11 protein-coding genes and 1 other RNA gene are annotated in these 16540 nt (G+C 69.2%); 7 read left to right on the top strand and 5 right to left on the bottom strand.

The genetic code is table 11. The features are described 5' to 3' along the window. Positions 1 to 88: 88 nt before the first annotated feature. Complete coding sequence (gene ileS, locus ACFQEY_RS02785; protein WP_379764568.1) at positions 89 to 3241, bottom strand: isoleucine--tRNA ligase; 3153 nt, start codon at positions 3239 to 3241, stop codon at positions 89 to 91. 136 nt (positions 3242 to 3377) lie between these two features. Here ileS and ACFQEY_RS02790 point away from each other — a divergent pair, with 136 nt between their 5' ends. Next, positions 3378 to 4403 carry an aldo/keto reductase gene (locus tag ACFQEY_RS02790; protein WP_379764570.1) on the top strand — a complete coding sequence of 342 codons (1026 nt, stop codon included), beginning with the start codon at positions 3378 to 3380 and terminating at the stop codon, positions 4401 to 4403. A gap of 96 nt (positions 4404 to 4499) precedes the next feature. Here ACFQEY_RS02790 and ACFQEY_RS02795 read toward each other — a convergent pair whose 3' ends face one another. Beyond that, on the bottom strand, positions 4500 to 4958 hold the full coding sequence (locus tag ACFQEY_RS02795) for a hypothetical protein (protein ID WP_379764572.1): 459 nt from the start codon (positions 4956 to 4958) through the stop codon (positions 4500 to 4502). A 145-nt stretch (positions 4959 to 5103) separates the two neighbouring features. Here ACFQEY_RS02795 and ACFQEY_RS02800 point away from each other — a divergent pair, with 145 nt between their 5' ends. Further along, a complete protein-coding gene (locus ACFQEY_RS02800) occupies positions 5104 to 5529 on the top strand; it encodes a DUF7548 family protein (protein WP_379764574.1) in 426 nt (141 codons plus the stop codon). A gap of 119 nt (positions 5530 to 5648) precedes the next feature. Further along, positions 5649 to 5960: signal recognition particle sRNA (gene ffs, locus ACFQEY_RS02805), an RNA gene on the top strand. 584 nt (positions 5961 to 6544) lie between these two features. Here ffs and ACFQEY_RS02810 read toward each other — a convergent pair. Next, complete coding sequence (locus ACFQEY_RS02810; protein ID WP_379764576.1) at positions 6545 to 8134, bottom strand: glutamate-cysteine ligase family protein; 1590 nt, start codon at positions 8132 to 8134, stop codon at positions 6545 to 6547. Between the two features lie 126 nt (positions 8135 to 8260). Between ACFQEY_RS02810 and ACFQEY_RS02815 the strand changes: the two genes are divergently transcribed. Then, entirely contained in the window at positions 8261 to 10273 is a 2013-nt protein-coding gene (locus ACFQEY_RS02815; RefSeq protein WP_379764577.1) for an ATP-dependent DNA ligase, read from the top strand. A 74-nt stretch (positions 10274 to 10347) separates the two neighbouring features. Then, positions 10348 to 11082 (top strand): MBL fold metallo-hydrolase, encoded by a 735-nt coding sequence (locus ACFQEY_RS02820; protein WP_379764579.1) that lies wholly within the window; start codon positions 10348 to 10350, stop codon positions 11080 to 11082. Positions 11083 to 11317: 235 nt separating this feature from the next. On the opposite strand, the gene ACFQEY_RS02825 is transcribed toward ACFQEY_RS02820, so the two are convergent. Continuing rightward, positions 11318 to 12514 carry a PGF-CTERM-anchored ABC transporter substrate-binding protein gene (locus ACFQEY_RS02825; protein ID WP_379764581.1) on the bottom strand — a complete coding sequence of 399 codons (1197 nt, stop codon included), beginning with the start codon at positions 12512 to 12514 and terminating at the stop codon, positions 11318 to 11320. Positions 12515 to 12576: 62 nt separating this feature from the next. Here ACFQEY_RS02825 and btuC point away from each other — a divergent pair, with 62 nt between their 5' ends. Together btuC and ACFQEY_RS02835 are read left to right on the top strand one after the other, a co-directional pair. Next, a complete protein-coding gene (gene btuC / locus ACFQEY_RS02830; RefSeq protein WP_379764583.1) occupies positions 12577 to 13764 on the top strand; it encodes a vitamin B12 ABC transporter permease BtuC in 1188 nt (395 codons plus the stop codon). 29 nt (positions 13765 to 13793) lie between these two features. After that, positions 13794 to 15056 carry an ATP-binding cassette domain-containing protein gene (locus tag ACFQEY_RS02835; protein WP_379765101.1) on the top strand — a complete coding sequence of 421 codons (1263 nt, stop codon included), beginning with the start codon at positions 13794 to 13796 and terminating at the stop codon, positions 15054 to 15056. A 626-nt stretch (positions 15057 to 15682) separates the two neighbouring features. Here the strand turns inward: ACFQEY_RS02835 and ACFQEY_RS02840 are convergent. Further along, the gene (locus ACFQEY_RS02840) at positions 15683 to 16327 is read right to left on the bottom strand and encodes an FAD-dependent oxidoreductase (protein WP_379765103.1); all 645 of its coding nucleotides are present in this window, start codon (positions 16325 to 16327) and stop codon (positions 15683 to 15685) included. Positions 16328 to 16540 lie beyond the last annotated feature (213 nt).

The raw sequence follows: 16540 nt of genomic DNA on the forward strand, positions 1-16540 counted from the left end.
TCATTCGATTCTGCAATTGGTGCGCACCGGTAAGCTCGAATCTCCTACGCGACCGGTTCGAGTCCCCTAGGCGACCGGCTCGAGTCTCCTACGCGATCGGTTCGATCCCGATCGTGACGACGGCGTCCTCGACGTTCCATTCCTCGACGAGGCCGCCGGCGACGTCTGCGGCGTCGCTCGGGTCGTCGAGCCACTCGTCGGCCCGCACCTCGCCGGCGATCAGATCGGCGTGCTCGTCGACGAACCCGGCGACGCGGTCGTCGTCGACGGCGACGCCGACGCGGATTCTGGCTTCGACGTCGAGATCGAGCTCCTTGCGCATCTCCTGGATCCGCCGGATCACATCGCGGGCATAGCCCTCCGATTCGATCGCGGGCGTCAGCGACGTGTCGACGTAGACGGTGCCGCCCTCGAACGCCGCGCCGGAGACGTGCTCAGGCGGTTCGGCGACGTACTCGACCATCGAATCGTCGAGATCGATCGGCTCGCCGTCGACGGCGATCTCGCCGCCCTCGACCGCGGCTCGGGTCGCTCCCTGCACCGCGCCCATCACCTTCTGTGCGTCGGCTCCGAAGGCGGGACCGATCTCGGCCATCCGCGGCTCGGCCGTCTCGATCAGCTCGTCGAACGCGTCGGTGACCGTCACCTCGCGGGCGTTGACGCGGTCGGCGATGAGGGACGAGAGGCGGTCGACGGCGTCGGCCACGTCCTCGTCGCCGCTCTCGACGACGACTCGCGGCACGGGCCACCGGAGCTTGCGACCGGCCTGCTGGCGGGCGTTCGCGGCGGCCTCTTCCACGTCGCGGAGGACGGCGACGTCGCGTTCGAGATCGGGGTCGCGGCGGTCGTCGTCGGGCTCCGGGTAGTCGAGCTGGTGGACGGTCGCGGCCTCGCCGTCGAGCGTCTGGTACATTCGCTCGGTCAGGTACGGCGCGATCGGCGCGAGCAGTCGGATCACCTCGTCGAGGACGGTCGCGAGGGTGGCGTACGCGCCGCGCTTCGAGGCGGAGTCGGCCTCCTCCCACATGCGGTCGCGGACCGCCTTCACGTAAAAGCGCGAGACGTCCTGCGTGACGAACTCGACGACGGCGTTGACGGCGTCGCTGACGTGGTAGTCGGCCCACGCCGCGGTCACCTCGGTCTCGACGGACTGGAGCCGGGAGAGCACCCACTCGTCGACGAGCTCGAGCTCGCCGTCGTCGAGGGTCGCCTCCGCGGGGTCGTAGCCGTCGAGGTCCATGTACTCCAGCGGGAAGCGGAACACGTTCCAGAGGATGTTGAGCTTGCCCTGAATCTCTCCGAGTCCGTCCCACTCGAACGCGAGGTCGACGCCCTGCTGGTCGTGGCTGAGGAGGTAGGTGCGGAGCGGGTCGCGGCCGGCGCGATCGATCGCCTCCTCCGGGGTGACGATGTTACCGACGGACTTGGACATCTTTCGACCGTCCTCGTCGTTCGCGAATCCGTGCATGAGGACCTCTTCGTAGGGAATCTCGCCGACCGCGGCGGTCCCCATCCCGAGCTGCGACCAGAACCAGCCGCGGGTCTGGTCGTGCGCCTCGATGATGAGGTCGGCGGGCCACAGCTCCTCGTGAGCGGCCTCGTTCGTCGGGTAGCCGAGGGTGCCCCAGCTGGCGACGGAGGAGTCGAGCCAGACGTCGAAGACGTCCTCGACGCGGCGGTAGGTCGTGCCGCTCTCGACGATCGTCAGGTCGTCGACCGAGGGGCGGTGGAGGTCGATGGATTCGGGATCGACGTCCTCCTCCACGCGCTCGGCGAGCTCCTCGCGGGTGCCGATCACGATCATGTCCTCGTCGAGGTCGTCCCCGTCCGCGTCTGCCGGAACCCAGATCGGGATCGGGATGCCCCAGTACCGCTGGCGGGAGACGTTCCAGTCTGGCGCGTCCTCGATGAAGTCCCGGAAGCGGTTGTCTCGCGCCCACTGCGGGTGCCACTCCGACTCCTCCATGTTGTCGAGGAGGTCCGCTTTGACGTCGGTGATCGAGATGAACCACTGGTCGGTGACCAGCTGGATGATGCCGGTGTCACACCGCCAGCAGTGCCCGTAACTGTGGTTCACCGTCCCGTGCGCGAGCATGTGCCCGTCGGTGACGAGGTCGTCGATGATCTCGTCGTTGGCGTCGCGGACGAACTGCCCGGCGTACTCCCCGGCCGCCTCCGTAAATTCGCCGTTGGGGCCGACCGGGCAGTAGATGTCGAGCCCGAGTTCGGTGCCGCGGCGGAAGTCTTCCTCCCCGTGGCCCGGTGCGGAGTGGACGAGTCCGGTGCGATCGGCCTCGACGTAGTCGGCGGCGTACACCTGCCCCGCACCCTCGAAGTCCGGGTACTCGGCGACGCGGTCGGCGAGCGGATGGTCGTACGCCCAGCCGATGAGCTCCTCGCCGGTGAGCGCCGCTTCGATCTCGTAGTCCTCGTAGCGGCCCTCTTGGAGGACGTCCTCGACGCAGTCTTCGGCGACGTAGATCAGCTCCGACTCGCCACCCTTCTCGGCGCGGACCGCGTTGTAGGTGAGGTCCTCGTCGACGGCGACGAAGGTGTTCGCGGGGACGGTCCACGGCGTCGTCGTCCAGATGACGAGGCTCCCCTCGCGGTCCGCGAGCGGGAACTTCACGTAGATCGAGGGGTCCTCGACGTCCTCGTACTCGACCTCGTTGTTGGCGAGGCCGGTCTCACAGCGCGGGCATTGCGAGATGGAGCGTTTCCCCTGCTCGACGAGCCCGTTGTCGGCGACGTTGGAGAACGCCCACCACGCGGCCTCCATGTACTCGGGCGAGATGGTTTCGTAGGGATCGTCCCAGTCCATCCACACGCCGATTGACTGGAAGTCCTCGTCCATCGCCGCGCGGTTGCGCAGGGCGAACTCCTTGCACGTCTCGATGAACGACTCCATGCCGTACTCCTCGATGTCGCGTTTGTTCTCGAAGCCGAGCTCCTCCTCGACTTTCACCTCGATCGGGAGCCCGTGCATGTCGTAGCCCGGGCGGTCGGTGACGCGGTGGCCGGTCATCCGCTTGTGGCGAATGACGGCGTCCTTCAGCGTCTTGTTCCACGCCGTCCCGAGGTGCATCTGCCCGGAGGTGTACGGCGGCCCGTCGACGAAGAAGAAGGGAGGGTCGTCGGCGTGCGCCTCCTTGGCCGACTCGTAGGCGTCCGCGTCGTCCCAGTACTCGTCGACCGCCGACTCGACGTCCGCGGGCGCGTACTGGTCGTCGATATCGTCCATATCCGTTGGTCTTCGCGCGCGTATTTGAATACGGCGGACTCGGCGCTGCCGACGTCGCGACGACGTCCTACTCGATGCCGCCGCGTCGGTCGTCGATGTCGTCACGCTTTATAAATCGCCGACCAGAAGTTGAGATATGGACTATCGACGGCTCGGCGACACGGGACTCAGCGTCTCCGAACTCTGCTTCGGGACGTGGCGCTTCGGGCGAGAGACGAACGGCGTCGTCGAGACGGGGCGCGAGGAGGCGCACGAGCTCCTCGACGCGGCGGCGGACCGCGGGATCAACTTCATCGACACGGCGAACGTGTACGGGACGCCGAACGGGACGAGCGAGGAGTACATCGGCGAGTGGCTCGACGAACGCGAGCGCGAGGACTACGTGATCGCCTCGAAGGTGTACTTCCCCTTCGACGGGCGCGGCGAGCCCGGCCCGAACGACTCCGGGCTGGGGCGCAAGCACGTTCGGGCGCAGGTCGAGGGGACGCTCGACCGGCTCGACACCGATTACCTCGACGTCTACTACATCCACCGCTGGGACGAGGACACCCCTATCGAGGAGACGATGCGCGTCCTCGACGAGCTGGTCTCGGAGGGGAAGGTCCACTACCTCGGCGCGTCCACGATGGCGGCGTGGCAGCTGACGAAGGCGCTGTGGACAGCGGATGCCAACGACTACGCGCGCTTCGACGTGGTCCAGCCGCTCCACCACGCCGGCTACTACGAGGACGTCGCGGAGTACCTCGACGTCTGTATCGACCAGGACATCGCCGTCTGCCCGTACTCTCCGCTGGCGGGCGGCTTCCTCACCGGGAAGTACGAACGCGCGGATCCGGACGACCCCGAGGCGGTGATCGCGCCGGACGGCTCGCGCGCGAGTCTGGACGACCGCTTCGAACGCTACTACCTCTCCGAGCGCGGCTGGAAGGTACTCGACGCGGTGCGGACGGTCGCGGACGAGCTCGACGCGACGCCGGCGCAGGTTGCGCTCCGGTGGCTCACTGGGTGGGACGCGTTCACCTGCGTCCCCATCGTCGGTGCGCGCACGACCGACCAGCTCGACGAGAACGTCGCGGCAACGGACCTCGCGCTCTCCGACGAGCAGTGGGACCGGATCATGGACGCGCGGTACGACCCCGACGGGAACCTCTGGGGACACTAGAGCGGAATTTCTGGGGACACTAGAGCGGAACCTCTGGGGACTAAAGGGGACCTGTGGGGACGCTATGCGGGCGGACTGTTCGGCGGTCGGCGTCGGCTACTCGTCGAAATCCGGCAGGTCATCCGGCGCGTCGAACTCGGCCTCCCAGTCGACGTACTCCTGTTTGAGCGTCTCACAGACGATCTGTCCGAGCTCCGTGAGCCCCGCGTTGATCGCGGAGACGGTTCCCCACGAGTCGAGGTCCGGGTGGAGGTCGCGCTCTTTCCAGTCCTCCGGCAGTCCGGGCGCGTGGTAACCGACGCGGTCGGCGAAGTCGTCCCAGAAGAAGTCGAACCGCGAGACCAGATCGAGGTCCAGGGCGATCTGCCAGTCCGTCTCTTCCATGTCGCTGCCGGCGGCCCACTCGTCGAACGCGTCGTCCCACGCGCCCTCGCGGAGGAACGCTTCTAGGTCGTCGCGGTGGTACTCGCCGCCGGACACCTCCGCGTCCTCGTACTCGTTCGGATCGACGGCGGCGAGTTCTGGCGGGTCCGGCGGGTCGACGTCGAGGCTCATGTACGCCGATCCGCGCCGGCGACGCAAAACGATGCGGGTCCCGCTCGGGATACTCGCGCTCGCCTCGCGCCTCTCCCCGCGGATACCGTCCACCTCGCGGATTCGATCCGGACCTTTTACCGCCGTACCGGCCGGACCGTCAGGTATGGACATTGGAAAGATCGCCCGCGGGGCGGGAATCGTCGCCGCCGTCGCCACCGTGCTCGTTCTCGCCGCGCCGTACGCGCTCGTGTCGGGGACTGGGTCGGGGTCGGGGTACCCCGCACAGCTCGCCGGGTACTACGCGTCGGGGACCGTCGGCGCGGCCGGAATCGTGTTGTTCGCGCTGGTGAGCGCAGTCGTCATCGCCTCGATCGAGCGCGGAAATCTCGACCCCGGGTCGCTCGCCGGCGTCGCGGTGATGCTCGGCGTCGCGACGACCCTGAGCGCGGCGGCGTGGACGCTCGCGATCGAACCCACAACGATGTTCGCCGAGTTCCGCTGGTTGGAGTGGCACGGACGGGCAGTCGTCGCGGTTTCGGCCGCGATACCGGTGGCCGCCGTGGTGTACGCCCGGACGTTGCTGGAGTAGGCTGGCGGCGGTCGCGGTCGGGTTGCGGTCGCGGTCGGGTTGCGGTCGCGGTCGGATGCCGGTTCCCCGTTACTCTTCCAGCCGAACGAAAGGCCCTTAAGGCGGACCCGTGTACCCGCAGGTGGACTAGGTCGGGCGGTTAGGCCCCGCTCGTCACCCGTGAGGTAGTCTTTAGCGGGGACCGAACAGCGGGCGCGTCCGGTCAGACCGGCGCGGGCCCCGAGAGCCAACGTGGAAGCCTCGTCCGCCGGGGACAGCGGTCCGTGACGCCCGCTCGCAGGAGCGGTCCGTCGCGGTTCGTCGGCGACACCGGGTCAGGCGCGGAAGCGAGCAGCCCACCGCCGAACGCCCGTCGCTCGTCGGGTCGCGGGGTGGAGAAGGCAACCGGGATACCCCGCGGCGGAACGCCGGGCCACCCCGCCCGTCCGCCATTCATACTCGATTTCGAACGGTGAGCGGTGCGGCCGTCATTTATATATGGATGTTGGCGGGCGGGTCGTGGATTTCGGCGTTTGTTTTCTGCCGATTTGAACCGCTTCGGCCGCTCGTTTATAAGCGATCGTCGTTGGCGCGGTGAACACTCACAAAGTCCCAGCCGCAACGAGCTCGCGGTTTCACCGCTCGCTACGAGGGCTCCCTGCGGTCGCCCTCGCTACTCGCGCGCTTTGCTGCGCTCCTCGCTCAGTCGCTGATGCTCCTTCGCTGCGGTGCTTGCTGCAGCGTGCTTCGTCCTCGCGACAGCGAGGTGCGGAGCACCTCTGGCAGCCGGCGCGGAGCGCCGGCGACTGCCCCTTTGAATCCCACCCCGCCACAGCACCGCCCCGCACCTCACACCTCCCCAGCCTCGCGGCTCCTTTCAGTCGCCGCGTCCCTCGCGGGCTCCTCGCGCCCGTATCAGGGCGCTCGGAGGCGCAGGGCGAGAGCGAAGCTCTCGCTTGCAGCCGGCGCGTAGCGCCGGCGACGCCACCGCACCGCATCCTTCAGTTATAAGTGGACGTTCCCGGGGTACGGTCCATCACTCGTTCGTCCACGCCGAGAATCCGCCGTCGATCAGTGTCTCCGACTGCCGGTCGATGTACTCGCGCTGGGTGTCGTCGACGGCGGTCGCGAAGTCGTCGCCGGCGTCGAGTCGCTCGCGGACCCGGTCGCGTTTCCAGCTCGCGGGCGTGGTGCGGTTGGCGACGCGCCACCGGAGCGGCGCGAGCCAGGCGGCGGCCTCGTCGTCGGCGCAGCCCGCAGTCCGGAGCCCGGCCTCGGCGTGGTCGAGGAGGTCGCCGTAGAGGGCGTCGGTGTCGGTCGTGCGCTCGCCGTCGAGCCCCACCCACTCGATCTGGGCGTCGAGGCCGTCGGCGACCGCGGCGTAGAAGTTGTCGCGGGCGGTCTCCCAGTCGAGCCCGATGACGGGGTGCTCGCGCTGCGGGAGCGCCTGCATCAGCCCGGCGAACGCCGCCTGAAAGGCGATGGAGTCGCGGACCGTCGGCTGCGCCGGAATCGGCCGGAACTCGATTCGGGCGTTCGCGCTCGACCGGCTCGCGCCCTCGAAGACCGGGCGAACCCAGCGCCAGTAGCTGCCGTGTTTCGTCCGAAACGTCGCGAACGCGTCGTCGAACCGATCGGTGCCGTCGGGCTCGGGCATCGGGATGAGCGTTTCGTCGCCCGCGATCCGGTCGACCGCGGTCTCGACGTCGTGGAACTCCCGCGGGAATCTGACCTTTCCCTCGTCGGTTCGCGCGTTGAGGACGGACTCGAACACGTGGATCCGGTTTTCGGCCGCCCCCTCCGCGAGCACGCGCTCGCCGTCCCAGTCGTCGTCGTACAGTTCGGGCGGGAAGAAGGGCGCGTTGACGCCGAGTGCGAGCAGCGGCCCGGCGATCCGGAGCGCGTACCGGAAGTGCCTCGGCAGCGTCGTCGCCTGCGCGACCTGGTAGTGGGGCTGTATCGACGTGATGAGGCTCTCGGGCATCACCGTGTCCGCCGACAGCGACACCCCGGGAGCTTCGACGGTCGTTTTGCTCGTTCCACCGCTCGCTTCGACCCCTCCGTCCGCCTTCTCGCTCCCGCCCGCGTTCGCCATCGCGTGGTACCGAACCGAGTCGCTCATGTTGACCGCGACAGTGACGCCGTCGACGTCGACGCTGTCGGTGAGGTACTCGCGAGCCGTCTCTCCGGCCGGCGGGATGGTCCAGAGCCCGTCGGAGACGAGCCGCATCCCCTCGACGCCAGCGGTGTTCTCCGCGGCCTCCAGCCGGGCGCGCACCTCCGCGAGCTGCGCACGGAGCCCGTGGTCGGAGAGGGGCTGCGGGCTCGTCGACATCTCGGCGTTGTGCAGGCCGAGCTCCTTCTCGAAGCCCATCAACTCTAGCAGCCGCCGCGGAACGCGCATCAGCGCGTAGTCGCCCGCCCGCGACTCCTCGCTCCACCGCCCGTCGGCGACGGCGTAGAACTCGTACTCGAACCCGACGATCGACTGGTGGTTGTCGAAGGCCCCGTCTCGAAGCCCCTGTTTGACGATCTCGGCCTCCCCCTCGGCGCGGGCGTCGAACTCGTCGGGGTCGACGGACAGCACCTCGCGGACGCCGTCCGCGAGGTCGGACTCGGTGCTCATGCGACGGTCGACGGACCGGGTCGGCAAAAAGGGCAACGGCCGATCGGCGGCGTGGGGACGATCGACACGCGATAGATTCGCCGGGCGTACCGGCGCGTTTTTGCACCCCGATCGCCGACTCGGCGTATGGAGTTCGCCGCGTTCGCCGAGCGGGCCGAGCGACTGGCGGCCGAGCCGGGCGACATCGAGACGACGCTCGCGGTCGCCGATCTGCTCGCGGCCGCGAGCGACGAGAGCGGAATCAACGAGAGCGGAATCGACGGGGAGGGAAGTGACAGCGACGCCGAAAGCGACGATCTCGCGACGGTCACCCGATTCCTGCTCGGGCGCGTGTTCCCGGCGCACGACAGCCGGACGCTCGACGTCGGCCCGGCGCTGTGCCGCGAAGCGATCGCGCGCGCCGCGGGCCCGAACGTCACGGCCGCCGACGTGGAGGATCGCCTCGCGGAGGCGGGCGAGATCGGCGCGGTCGCCGCCGACTTCGAGTTCGGCGGGCAACGCGGGCTCGCGACGTTCGGCGACGGCCGCGACTCGCTCACGGTCGCGGACGTCGACTCGGCGCTGCGCGGTCTGGCCGCGACGGCCGGGGACGGCAGCGAGTCCCGCAAGCTCGACGCGCTGTTCGGCCTGTTCAACCGCTGTGATCCGGCCGAGGCGACGGTCCTCGCGCGACTCGTGCTCGGCGAGATGCGGCTCGGCGTCGGCGAGGGAACCGCCCGCGACGCGATCGCCGAGGCGTTCCTCGCAAAGGCGGTTCCCCCGGGAGAAGCCGAACGCGACGAAATCGAGAGCGACGAGCGTGGCGATCATGACCGCGAGGCCGATCCGGCCCTCCGCGCCGGCGACGACGCGGTCGACGCGGTCGAGCGCGCGCTACAGGTGACCAACGACTACGGTCGCGTCGCGGCCCTCGCCCGGGACGAGGGGCTCGACGGGCTGCGGGGCGAGGGACTGCGGGTCGGTCGGCCGGTGCAGGCGATGCTCGCACAGGCGGGAACCGCGCTCGACGCGGTCGAGGCGTTCGGCGAGGTCGCAGTCGAAACGAAATTCGACGGGGCCCGCGTGCAGGTGCACTACGTGCCCGAGTCCGCCGCCGAGGCGGGCGACGGTGGCGACGACGGAGACAGCGACGGCGACGGTGGCGACGACGGGGACAGCGACGGCGACGGTGGCGACGACGGACTCGGTCCGCGGATCTACTCGCGGAACATGGATGACGTGACCGACGCGCTCCCGGAGATCGGCGAGCACGTCGCGGATCGCGTCGACGTCCCGGTCATCCTCGACGGAGAGGTCGTCGCCGTTGACGACGACGGTGATCCGCTCCCGTTTCAGGCGGTGTTGCGGCGGTTCCGGCGCAAACACGACGTGGACCGGATGCGCGAGGAAGTCACTCTACGGCTCCACGCGTTCGACTGTCTCCACGCCGGCGGCGACGACCTGCTCGACGAGCCGCTCCGAGTCCGTCACGATCGGCTCGCCGAGGTGCTTCCGGACGCGGTCGTTCCCTTCAACCTCGCGAGCGACCCGGACGCGATCGCGGCCGCGGAGCGAGAAGCCCTCGACGACGGCCACGAGGGCGTCATGCTGAAGAACCCGGCGGCAGCCTACACGCCCGGCGATCGCGGGAAGGACTGGCTGAAACGCAAGCCCGACGTGGAGACGCTCGACGCCGCGGTGATCGGCGCGGAGTGGGGCGAGGGCCGACGTGCTGAGCTGTTCGGGACCTTCCTACTCGGCGTGCGGACGGCGACCGAGGAGGGAGACGAACTGGGGCAGAGTAAGGAGGAGAGACAGGGAGAGAGCCAAGGAGAGAGACGGGAGGAGAGGGAGGAGGCGGCCGACGCCCCCCACGGGTTCGCGACCATCGGCAAGGTCGCGACCGGGCTCACTGACGAGGAGCTCGCCGCCCTCACCGACAGGCTGGAGCCCCACGTGGTGAGCGAGAACGGGACTGATATCGCGATCCGCCCCGAGGTCGTCATCGAGGTGGGATACGAGGAGATCCAGACCTCGCCGACCTACTCGTCCGGCTACGCCCTCCGGTTCCCGCGATTCGTCGGCGTTCGCGAGGACAAGTCGGTCGATGACGCCGACTCCTTGGAGCGAGTGCACCGGCTGGCGGGTGACGGGGACTGATCACGTCGGTGGGGACAGGAGAAGACGGATCGCCCATAGCCACCCTCAAGGCGTCCGCGGCCAGACGATCCACCATGACCGTTCGATACGACGACGTCTCCGTGGAGTGGCTCGGCTACGCGACGGCTCGGCTGGAGCCCGCCGAGGGGCCGATCGTCTACACCGACCCCGGCCGATACGGCGTCCTTGACGACTACTGGGCGCGGGACGGCGACCTCGTCGTCGTCACCCACGATCACCACTACGATCCTGACGGGATCCGGTCGGTCGCGACCGAGGACGCGACGCTCGTGATCTACGAGGCCGTGGACCCGTCCGGGATCGACCGCGACGTGGAGCCGATCGAATCGCTCGTCGCGGACTACGACGTGGTCCGCGTCGACGACGAGGCGCGCGTCGACGTCGAGACCCCGGCCGGCGAGGTCGCCGTCTGGTCGGTCGCGGCGCACAACGACCCCGAGGGACCGAACGCGGACGCCGACGGCCTGGTGACGCACCCCCCGGGGTTCGGCTGCGGGTTCCTCCTCGGACTCGGCGACTGCACCGTCTTCTGGCCCGGTGACTCCGACGCGCTCGACGGATTCACGGAGCTGGACGTTTCGATATTCCTCGCGAACATCGGCGGCGGCGGGCTCGTTTCCGACCGGCACGCGGCCGCCGAACTGGCCGAGGCGATGGACCCCGACCTCGTCGTTCCGATCCACTACGACACCTTCGAGACGTTGGCGGCGGACGGCGAGGCGTTCGCCGGCGACGTCGCCGCTCGGTCGATCCCCGTCGCGCTTGACGCGCGCTCGGCGAATCAGTAGCAAGGGGCGTCGCTGTCGCGGGGACGGTGCCTATCGCGGGAGACGTCACTGTCGCGGGAGACGGAGCTGTCGCGGAGGCCGGTCGGTGGGCGGTGGTCGGTAGTCGGTGGTCGGCAGTCGGTAGGCGGTGGGCGGTGGTCGGCAGTCGGTAGGCGGTGGTCGGCAGTCGGTAGGCGGTGGGCGGTGGTCGGCAGTCGGTAGGCGGTGGGCGGTGGTCAGTGATCGGTGAGCGGTGCTACGGCCGCCGGGCGATCAGCGCCGTCGCGATCGCGGCGACTAGCGCGGCGACGACACCGAATCCGGGTGCCTCGGTGCCGGTTTCATCGCTGTCGTCGCTCGCGTCGTCGTTGTCGTTCCCGTCGCCGTCTTCGCCGTCACTCATCTCGTCACTGTCGTTCTCGCCGGTAGCGCCTCCGTCGCTCTCAGCCTGCAGCTCCTCGACCGCGGTCGCGAGCGTCTCGGTCGACTCGATCACGCTGCGCGGCCCCGGTTGGTTGAGGTAGTTCGTGTTCATCACGACGTAGTTCCCCTCACCGCCGGCGGTCGTGCTGGCGTACGGCTCCTCGTCGAGGATCGCCGCGTCGTCGCTCTGGACGAGGAGCACCTCCGGATCGGTCTGGAGGATCACCTCGTTCGAGAGCTGCGGGTATCCCTCGTGTTCCGCGGCCGCGACGTTGTCGACGCCGCCGATCCGCATGATCTCGTTGATAAACGTGCCATCGGCGGCGACGAACCCGTCGCCGAGCGGGTACAGCGCGGCCGGGCGGTCGAGGTCGGCGGTTCGTTCCTCGACGTCCGCGACGGCTTCGTTCATCTCGTCGTTGGTGTCGGCGGCACCCTCGCAGTTTCCGACGAGCCGACCGATCGTCTCCGTCTTCGCCGCGATGTCCTCCACCGAGGTCGCCTCGGCGAAGTGGTAGACGGTGAGGTCCTGTTCGCGGAGGTCCCCCACCTGGTCGGCGGACGCGTTCGGCGCGAGCACGAGGTCGGGGTCCGTGTCCACGACGCGTTCGACGCTGACGCCGAGGCCCTCGGCGGACACGTCCGTCCGCTCGTCGGCACCGTCGAGGTACGCCGCGAACTGCGTCACGCCGACGACCCGATCCCGCGCCCCGATTTCCCAGAGCGTCTGGGCGGCCGACGGGTTCGTCGTCGTGATCCGCTCGGGCCGCTCGTCGAGAGTGACCGTCGTCCCCGTCGCGTCAGTCACTTCGAGCGGGAATCCACAGGCGTCGGCGTCGCCGTCGCTCGTCTGGTGTGTCCCCGATGGGCTCGACCGATGATCTCCCGGAGTGCTCGTCTGGTGATCTGCCGGTGTCGGGTGATCCGCTCGGTCGACCGTCGGCTGTGCGCCCCCGACGCCGCCCGCGACGCCGCCAACGAAGGCGGTCGTCACGAGCAGCGCCATCGCGATGGCGTACCTGGCTCGCATCGGATCGACGACGACGCTGGTCCAATAAGTATTTACCTACTACAAGTTTTGTTGGAGAACGAATGAGTGCGTGGGTCCGCTCGGCGGTCTGGTCGGCGGCGTTAGCGGTCGCGCTGGCGGCCGTGGTGGTCGTGAGCGCCGCGATCGGACCCGTGCGAATCCCACCCGCGGAGGTGGTGAAGGCGGTGTTGAACGCGCTGGTCGTGCCCGCGGGCGTCGAAACGACCCCGTCTGGCGCGGGGCCTCTCCTCTCTGGAATCGGTCCGCTTACGCTTCCGGGCGTCGGGCCACTCACGCTCCCGGGCGTCGAACTCGCGTACCGATCGCCGTTCGCGTTCCCGGTCGAGGACGTGCACCAACGGATCGTCGTCGGCGTCAGGCTCCCGCGGATCCTGATGGGCGCGCTCGTCGGCTTCGCGCTCGCCGCCGCCGGAACGGTCATGCAGGGATTCTTCCGCAATCCGATGGCGGACCCGTCGATCATCGGAGTCTCCTCCGGCGCGGCGGTCGGTGCCGTCGCGTTCATCGTCTTCCCCGTCGCGCTGTCGACGACGCTCGCGCTCCCGTTCGTGGGCGCAGTCGACGTGGGGCTCTCGTACGGCGCGGGCGTGAGCCTCTTCGCGTTCGTCGGAGCGCTCACGGCCGCCTTCGGCGTGTACGCGATCGCGACGCGCCACGGCCGGACGCCGGTGGCGACCCTGCTGCTCGCCGGCGTCGCGGTCCAGACGTTCCTCGGCGCGGTCATCTCGTACCTCCAACTGCAGGCCGGCGAGTCGCTCCGGCGGATCGTCGCGTGGTTGATGGGTCACCTCTCGGGGGCCGCGTGGGGCGACGTGGCAGTGACCGCGCTCGTCGTGCCGCCGCTCTTCGTTCTCCTCCTCGCGTACGCCCGCGACCTCAACGTCCTCCTGCTGGGCGAGGAGGAGGCGCGGGGACTCGGAATCGAAGTCGAACGCACGAAGCGAATTCTCCTCGGGGCCTCCGCGCTGATCACCGCGGCGGGGGTCTCGTTCGCCGGGGTCATCGGATTTGTCGGCCTGATCGTCCCGCACATGCTCCGGCTCGTGGTCGGCCCGGACCACCGGGTCCTGCTCCCGACGGCCGCGCTCGCCGGGGGTTCCTTCCTCGTCGCCGCCGACACGGTGGCCCGGTCCGGAAGCGCGGAGCTTCCCGTGGGGATCGTCACCGCCGCCGTCGGCGCGCCCTTCTTCATCTACCTGCTGATGAACCGGGAGGTGCACGAGTTGTGAGCACGGGGACGCCGACGGACGACGGAGAGATCGACGGAGAGGCCGAAGAGGTGGTCGACGCCGCGGGAGACGGCGTCGACCCCCTCATCGCGGTCGACGACCTGTCGGCCTCCTTCGGCGACGTGCCCGTCGTTTCCGGCGTCGACCTCCGGGTCGGCCGCGGCGAACTCGTCGGGCTCGTCGGCCCGAACGGGGCCGGAAAGACGACCGTCCTCCGGGCGATCACGGGGACGGTCGACCCCGACGCCGGCGAGGTCCGACTCGACGGCGACGCCGCCGCGGACCTCTCCGCCCGCGAGACCGGACGTCGGGTCGCGAGCGTACCACAGGACACGGGCCTCGCGTTCGACTTCCGGGTGCGCCACGTCGTGGAGATGGGGCGGACACCGCACCTCGGCCGGTTCGACGGCCACGGCGCGGACGACGAGCGGGCGGTCCGCGAGGCGATGGACGCCGCGAACGTCGCGCGGTTCGCCGACCGATCGATCGCGGCGGTCTCCGGCGGCGAGCGCCAGCGCGTGCTGCTCGCCCGGGCGCTGGCGCAGGGGACCTCGACGCTGCTGCTCGACGAGCCCACGGCGAGCCTCGACGTGAACCACGCGGTTCAAACCCTCGAACTGGTCCGCGATATCGTCGACGACGGGCGCGGCGCGCTCGCGGCGATCCACGACCTCGATATGGCCGCCCGGTACTGCGACGTGGTCGTCGTCATCGCGAACGGCGGGGTTCACGCCGCGGGGCCGCCCGAGGAGGTACTTACTCGGGACGCGCTCCGAGCCGCCTTCGCCGCCGAGGCGTTCGTCGGCCGAAACCCGGCCACCGGCTCGCCGACCGTCACGACCTTCGACGCGGCCGACTCCGGCACCGACCGCGACTCCCGACGGGTCCACGTCGTCGGGCGCGGCCGAGGTGCAGCGCGCGTCGTCGCCCGGCTCGCCGCCGCGGGCCACGAGCTCTCGGTCGGCGTCGTTCCCGAAGGCGACGCGACCGCCGCGGTCGCCGCCGACGCGGGGGCGACCGTCGTGACGGCCCCGCCGTTCGAGGCGGTCGATCCTGAGCAACGGGACGCCGCCGTCGACTTCGCGACTCGCGCCGACGTGACAGTCGCGGTCGACGGTGGGGCGCGCGGCGGGAGCGGGACTGTGGACGACCCGACCCCCGCGGACGACCTGAACGCGGCGGACGACCCGAACGCGGCGGTCCGCGACGTCCCAACTCCGATCGTGAGCGTCGACGGCGACGCGGACGAGGAGACGCTGCTCACTGCGGTTCGGGAGAGTGGTGGAGCGTAAGCACGCCGCCGGGTGTTCACTTATACGAAGGCGGCATCGCTCGTACGACGCCTTTTAAGTACCATCCGTGCGCTGACTGGCCAGTGAATTCCCACGTTGAAATCAGATTCTCCGGATATATCCTCACTCGAAACAGCTGGTCGCTGAACTGTGCTTCTTGTTCGATACCGGGAGCAGGTATTGCAATCCGTCGCCGGCGACGTGGTATTTAAATAAATAAATGCGGCAGCGACGACTACTTATAAATGACTGAGGCGGTGGCGCGCCTCTGAGCGCTCGCTTTTAAGCGAGCGCGAGGAGCCCACGAGGGACGCCGAGAGCGCCTTTTAAAGGCGCGAAGCGGCAGCGAGGCGCGCAGCGCCTCTGGCAGCCGGCGCTGCGCGCCGGCGACGGGGCTGGGGAGGCGTGAGGTGCGGGGCGGTTGCGGTGCGGGGTGGGATTCAAAGGGGCACCCGCCTCGCGGCTGGGGCTTTGGACGTGTTCACCGCGCCAGCAACGATATATAAACAGCCGACGGCAACACCACTCTCTCACTTATAAACGATCACTTCAACACACTGAGATCCCTACTCCCGGGATTGCTCATTGCCGTTCCCGTACTAATTGACAGAACTCGGCGAACTGGACTACCCGAAATTCTCGACCTTCACGGCGTCGGCGTCGCCGCCGGCGGCCTCGATCGCGGCGCTGGCGTCATCGACGAGATCGGCGAAGCCGTAGATGAAGACGGTCTCGCCGTCGGCACCGGTCAGCGCGTCGGCGACCGCATCGGTGAGGTCCGCGTGGGCGTCGAGGACCTGGACCGTCACACCGCGCTCCCGAAGGGCGTCGAGCCGGTCCGCGTGGGACACGTCGTCGTCGCGGTAGACGATCGCAGCCTCCGCGCCCTCGTCGAGCGCTCGCTCGGCGATGGCGACCGCAGGGCCGACGCCGGGGCCGCCGGCGACGATCACCGCGCGCGGCTCCCCGTCGTAGTGCTGGTCGCCGAACGGACCGGAGAGCGTCATCTCGGTGCCGGCTTCCGCGCCCGAGAGGAACGCCGAGAAGTCGCCGCCCTCCTCGGGATCGATCCCGACGGTGACCTCGAAGGTGTCGCTGACCGTCGGCGAGGAGAGAGTATAAAAACGGGCGACGGATTCGCCGTCGATCTCGGTGCCGAGCTTCACGAACTGCCCGGGTTCGGCTGCGAACCCGTCGGGCGCGTGAAACCGGAGCGCGTACGTGTCGCGGCCGACCTCCTCAACCGCGCTGACCGTGGCTGTCGTGTCCATGACGTCGATCCGGCCGGGGGACACAAACGTGTTCCCGTCCGCGTCGATGCCGGCCGCGTCGGTGCTGGTCGCGTGTGCCCACTGACAGTTCGACAAACGTCGAAACACGGTGCGACAGGACGGGTCGATCGTGAACGATCTGCAAAACGTTCGTCCAGTATTATCCGAGATACGTCAGAATCGATGCTATCAAGCGACAATATCTGCGAGAAA

The organism is Halorubrum trueperi, from assembly GCF_042662525.1.
In the GTDB taxonomy this organism is placed as follows: Archaea; Halobacteriota; Halobacteria; order Halobacteriales; family Haloferacaceae; genus Halorubrum; species Halorubrum trueperi.

What these genes read in the sequence shown, in the direction of transcription:
- ACFQEY_RS02840 (WP_379765103.1), bottom strand. Translation starts at nt 16,327, where the DNA reads ATGGACACGACAGCCACGGTCAGCGCGGTTGAGGAGGTCGGCCGCGAC.
- ileS (WP_379764568.1), bottom strand. Translation starts at nt 3,241, where the DNA reads ATGGACGATATCGACGACCAGTACGCGCCCGCGGACGTCGAGTCGGCG.
- ACFQEY_RS02825 (WP_379764581.1), bottom strand. Translation starts at nt 12,514, where the DNA reads ATGCGAGCCAGGTACGCCATCGCGATGGCGCTGCTCGTGACGACCGCC.
- ACFQEY_RS02820 (WP_379764579.1), top strand. Translation starts at nt 10,348, where the DNA reads ATGACCGTTCGATACGACGACGTCTCCGTGGAGTGGCTCGGCTACGCG.
- ACFQEY_RS02800 (WP_379764574.1), top strand. Translation starts at nt 5,104, where the DNA reads ATGGACATTGGAAAGATCGCCCGCGGGGCGGGAATCGTCGCCGCCGTC.
- ACFQEY_RS02810 (WP_379764576.1), bottom strand. Translation starts at nt 8,134, where the DNA reads ATGAGCACCGAGTCCGACCTCGCGGACGGCGTCCGCGAGGTGCTGTCC.
- ACFQEY_RS02790 (WP_379764570.1), top strand. Translation starts at nt 3,378, where the DNA reads ATGGACTATCGACGGCTCGGCGACACGGGACTCAGCGTCTCCGAACTC.
- btuC (WP_379764583.1), top strand. Translation starts at nt 12,577, where the DNA reads ATGAGTGCGTGGGTCCGCTCGGCGGTCTGGTCGGCGGCGTTAGCGGTC.
- ACFQEY_RS02795 (WP_379764572.1), bottom strand. Translation starts at nt 4,958, where the DNA reads ATGAGCCTCGACGTCGACCCGCCGGACCCGCCAGAACTCGCCGCCGTC.
- ACFQEY_RS02815 (WP_379764577.1), top strand. Translation starts at nt 8,261, where the DNA reads ATGGAGTTCGCCGCGTTCGCCGAGCGGGCCGAGCGACTGGCGGCCGAG.